We start from the raw sequence: 4,621 nt of genomic DNA on the forward strand, positions 1-4,621 counted from the left end.
GCCGCGCGGCGGCGCGAGGGCGCGGCGCCGAATGCGCTCGCTGGCACGGCCGCGCTCACGGCCGTCTCGGTCTATGGCGGCTTCTTCGGTGCGGGACTCGGCGTGATGCTCAGCGCGCTGCTGGCGATCGAGGACCCCGACGACATCCGGCGCGTGAAGGTGATGAAGAACCTGCTGGCCACGGCCGTCAGCCTGGCGGCGATCGTGATCTTCATCGCGCGCGGCACGGTGCACTGGCAGGCCACGCTCGCGATGCTCGCGGGCGCGCTGCCCGGCGGCTGGGCCGGCGGTCAGCTGGTGCGGGTGCTGCCCGCGCAGGCGGTGCGGCGCGTGGTGATCGCGGCCGGTCTCTTCATGAGCGCGTACTACGCGGCGCGGATCTGGTTCTGAAGCCGCGGCTTCAATCGATCAGCTGCGCCTTCATCGCGTAGTAGGTGAGGTCGCTGTTGGTGTTGAGGTGCAGCTTCTCGAGCAGCCGGGTGCGGTAGGTGCTCACGGTCTTGACCGACAGCGACAGCGCGTCGCCGATGCTGCCCACCGATTCGCCCTTGGCGAGCTTGAGGAACACCTGGAACTCGCGCTCCGACAGGTGCTTGTGCGGCGGCGCGTCGTCCTTGCGGTCGAGCTGGTTGGCGAGGATCTCGGCCACCGAGGGCGTGATGTAGCGCCGGCCCAGCGCCACGGTGCGGATCGCGTTGGCGATCTCCTCGGGCTCGCAGTCCTTGTTGAGATAGCCCGAGGCACCCTGGCGGATCAGGTTCACCGCGTAGTGCTCCTCGGGGTAGGCGCTCAGCACGAGGATGCCGAGGTCGGGGGCCTTCGCGCGGATCATGCCGAGCGCGTCGATGCCGCTCTGGCCGGGCATCGAGAGGTCCATCAGCAGCACGTCGAGCTCGGTGGTGCGCACGAGGTCGATCGCCTCGCGGCCCGACGAGGCCTCGCCGGCGACGCGGAATTCGACGAAGCCCGAGAACAGCGCCTTGAGGCCCTCGCGAACCACGGCATGGTCATCCACTATTCCGATCTTGATCATGATGCGTTTCTCCTGGTCCATTCACATGAGGCGCCCGGAATTCGGGCAGGGCGCAACGATGCCATAGCGAAGGCCCGTGCGGCAGGCCTCGCACCCAACACGGGCCCTTGTCCTGCACGGGAATGGAACGGCGTCTTGCGCGATCGCCGGACTGCGCCGACACGGCGCTGCCTCCGGGTGCGAAAAGGGTAGGAAGCGAGGAATTCCTTGGCGTTCGCCGCGACCTCGCGCCCGGGCCCGGCCTTCGGGCGCGCGGCGCATTCCCCGCGCCCGCACGCGGTGCCGTCCGACAGACGCATCCTCTTACGCTGGTTAGCTTGGGATGCAATTCCTTCATCCACCACACACATTCATTCGGCATCGCCCTGCCGCCTGTCGCGTCGACGTCTTGCGCCGAAGCCCCGGGTGCACGGCATTTCCGTCATCCCGACATGAACGCCACCGCCAGCACGCCCTCCGCACCTTCGGCACCCTCCGCGAACGCACCGAGCTTCGTCGACCGCCCTTCCTCCTTGTCCTCCGATTCACCACCGCCCGCGGACCCGAACCGACTGCGCATCCTCGTGGTCGAGGACGACGCGGACGCGATGGCCACCTCGCTCGAGGCCCTGCGCGCGATCGGGCACTGGGCCACGGGCGTGCGCAGCGCCGAGTCGGCGATCACGCGCTACATGCGCGGCGCCTTCGACCTGCTGATGCTCGATGTCGGCCTGCCGGGCCTGTCGGGCAAGGACCTCGCGGCCAAGCTGATGGCGATCGAACGCATCCCGGTGATCTTCGCCTCGGGCGAACCCGAGCCCGCGCAGCCGCCGGCCGGCAGCGTGTGGCTGCGCAAGCCCTATGCGCTCGAGGATCTGAACCGCGCACTCACGCGCGCCTGCTCGGGCCCGGTGCGCGACGCGGCCTGATCGATTGAACGGGGGCCGCGCGCCCCCTTCTTTTTTTCTCTCTTCCCGCTCGCCAGCCCGCGCGAGCGCACCGTCCTTCGCAACGCCCGCGCGTTGCATCGCTGTTCCATTTTTCCGGACGGCTTCTTCTCCGACAGATCGAAGCGGTGAACGCTTCGACGCAAGCACGCGCGCTTCGGGGGAAATGGATTTCTCCCCGCCTTACCGGTCTTCGGCGATGGACCCGCGAAGAGGTCCGCGCCCGGGACACCGTTCCAAGGAATCACCGTGCTTGCTGTCCACCCCCCCGCTGTCTTCGATGACACCGACGCCTATCTTTTTCGCGAAGGAACCCACGCGCGCCTGTTCGACAAGCTCGGCTGCCATCCGCACGAGGACAGCGGCGCCGACTTCGCCGTGTGGGCGCCCAATGCCGAGTCGGTCTCGGTGGTGGGCGACTGGAACGGCTGGAACGGCGATGCCGATCCGCTGAGCCCGGTACCCGGCGACAGCGGCGTGTGGCGCGGCCATGTCGACGAAGTGCGGCCGGGCCAGACCTACAAGTACCGCATCCGCTCGCGCCAGCGCGGCCACGTCGAGGACAAGGCCGATCCCTTCGCCTTCTCGTCGGAACTCGCGCCGGCCACCGCCTCGCGCGTGCACCGGCTCGGCGAAGGCCACGACTGGGCCGACGGCGAATGGATGGCCACGCGCCATGCGCGCAACGCGCTCGATGCCCCGATGGCCATGTACGAGGTGCACCTGGGCTCGTGGCGGCGCGAGGACGGCCAGTTCATGGGCTACCGCGCGCTGGCCCATGCGTTGGCCGACTACGTGAACGACATGGGCTTCACGCACGTGGAGCTGATGCCCGTGACCGAGCATCCGTTTTACGGTTCCTGGGGCTACCAGACCACGGGCTACTTCGCGCCGACCGCGCGCTACGGCACGCCCGAGGACTTCATGTACTTCGTCGACCACCTGCACCAGCGCGGCATCGGCGTGCTGCTGGACTGGGTGCCCTCGCACTTCCCGACCGACGCGCACGGCCTCGCCTTCTTCGACGGCACGCACCTGTTCGAGCATGCCGATCCGCGCCAGGGCTTCCATCCCGAATGGAACTCGGCGATCTTCAACTACGGCCGGCCCGAGGTGCGCAGCTTCCTGGTGTCCTCGGCGCTGTTCTGGCTCGACAAGTACCACATCGACGGCCTGCGCGTGGACGCGGTGGCCTCGATGCTCTACCTCGACTACGCGCGCGGCCCGGGCGGCTGGGTGCCCAACCGCCATGGCGGGCGCGAGAACCTCGAGGCCATCGAGTTCCTGCAAACGCTCAACCGCGCGGTCTACCGCGACCATCCCGACACCTTCACCGTGGCCGAGGAATCGACCGCCTGGCCGCGCGTGTCGCGCCCGATCGAGATGGACGGGCTGGGCTTCGGCCTCAAATGGAACATGGGCTGGATGCACGACACGCTGGACTACATGCGCCACGACCCGGTGCATCGCCGCCACCACCACCATGCGCTGACCTTCTCGCTGGTCTATGCCTTCCACGAGAACTTCGTGCTGCCGCTCTCGCACGACGAGGTGGTGCACGGCAAGGGCTCGCTGATCAACAAGATGCCGGGCGACGACTGGCAGCAGTTCGCCAACCTGCGCGCGCTGCTGGCCTTCATGTGGGCGCATCCGGGCAAGAAGCTGCTGTTCATGGGCGCCGAGTTCGGCCAGCGCCGCGAATGGACGCACGACGGCGAGCTCGAATGGTGGGTCTGCGGCCTGCCGGCGCATGCCGGGCTGCAGCGCATGGTGCGCCAGCTCAACCGCGTCTACCGCGAGCAGCCGGCGCTGCACAGCCAGGACTTCACGCCCGCGGGCTTCGAATGGATCGAGGCCGACGATGCCGAGCGCAGCGTGTTCGTGTTCCTGCGCAAGCCCGCGCACGGCGGCCCGCCGGTGCTGGTGGCCGTGAACATGACGCCGGTGCCGCGCACCGACCTGCTGGTCGGCGTGCCGTGCGGCGGCATCTGGCGCGAGGTGCTCAACACCGACGCCACCGAGTTCGGCGGCGCGGGCTGGGGCAACTTCGGCGAGGTCGAGGCATCGCCCGTGCGTTCGCACGGCCGGCGCCACTCGCTGAGCCTCACGCTGCCGCCGCTGTCCACCGTGATCCTGCAATCCGAGGGCCAACGATGAAGCGTGAAACCACCCCGATCGGCGCCAAGGCACCGAAGGGCAAGACTCAGACCGCGAGCGAAAGCACTTCCCTCCCCCGCACCGAGACCAAGGCCCCCGCGCGCAAGCGTTCGCTGCCGCCGCCAGAGCCGCCGCTGAGCTTCGCGCCGGCAACCGTCGCGCCCGATGCGCCCGCCCCCGCCGATGGCTCCGATGGCCGCATCCGCGCGGTGATCGGCGCGGTGCTGCCCTCGGTCGACGAGGGCCGCTTCCCGGTCAAGGCCATCGTGGGCCAGCGCACGACGATCACGGCGCACTGCTTCACCGACGGCCACGACGTGCTGCGCGTGATGCTGCGCTGGCGCCCCGAAGCGAGCAACGGGGCACGCGACGCGGTGCGCGAGCTGCCGATGCGCGCGCTCGGCAACGACGTCTGGGAGGCCGCGTTCGCGCCGCCCGCGATCGGTCGCTACCTCTACAGCGTCAGCGCCTGGGTCGATTCCTTCGAGTCGTGGCGCCACGAGAT

5 protein-coding genes are annotated in these 4,621 nt (G+C 69.2%); 4 read left to right on the forward strand and 1 reads right to left on the reverse strand.

Annotation, left to right across the window (positions count from 1 at the left end; all coding sequences use genetic code 11):
- The coding region (locus AC27VN_RS33515) for a sulfite exporter TauE/SafE family protein (RefSeq protein WP_490879355.1) at positions 1-390 on the forward strand (390 nt) is incomplete at its 5' end.
- Positions 391-400: 10 nt separating this feature from the next.
- On the opposite strand, the gene AC27VN_RS33520 is transcribed toward AC27VN_RS33515, so the two are convergent.
- Positions 401-1,033 carry a response regulator gene (locus AC27VN_RS33520; protein ID WP_057593235.1) on the reverse strand — a complete coding sequence of 211 codons (633 nt, stop codon included), beginning with the start codon at positions 1,031-1,033 and terminating at the stop codon, positions 401-403.
- 431 nt (positions 1,034-1,464) lie between these two features.
- Here AC27VN_RS33520 and AC27VN_RS33525 point away from each other — a divergent pair, with 431 nt between their 5' ends.
- From AC27VN_RS33525 to AC27VN_RS33535, 3 genes are all read left to right on the forward strand, one after another.
- Positions 1,465-1,941 (forward strand): response regulator, encoded by a 477-nt coding sequence (locus tag AC27VN_RS33525; protein WP_490879356.1) that lies wholly within the window; start codon positions 1,465-1,467, stop codon positions 1,939-1,941.
- Positions 1,942-2,208: 267 nt separating this feature from the next.
- Complete coding sequence (glgB, locus tag AC27VN_RS33530; protein WP_490879357.1) at positions 2,209-4,116, forward strand: 1,4-alpha-glucan branching protein GlgB; 1,908 nt, start codon at positions 2,209-2,211, stop codon at positions 4,114-4,116.
- The coding region (locus AC27VN_RS33535; RefSeq protein WP_490879358.1) for a maltotransferase domain-containing protein at positions 4,113-4,621 on the forward strand (509 nt) is incomplete at its 3' end. The genes glgB and AC27VN_RS33535, both read left to right, overlap by 4 nt.

It is taken from the genome of Variovorax sp. 20P10.2.4, assembly GCF_058244205.1.

Bases quoted from the DNA above. Each gene is read 5' to 3' on its own strand.
- AC27VN_RS33525 (WP_490879356.1), top strand. From the start codon at position 1,465: ATGAACGCCACCGCCAGCACGCCCTCCGCACCTTCGGCACCCTCCGCG.
- AC27VN_RS33520 (WP_057593235.1), bottom strand. From the start codon at position 1,033: ATGATCAAGATCGGAATAGTGGATGACCATGCCGTGGTTCGCGAGGGC.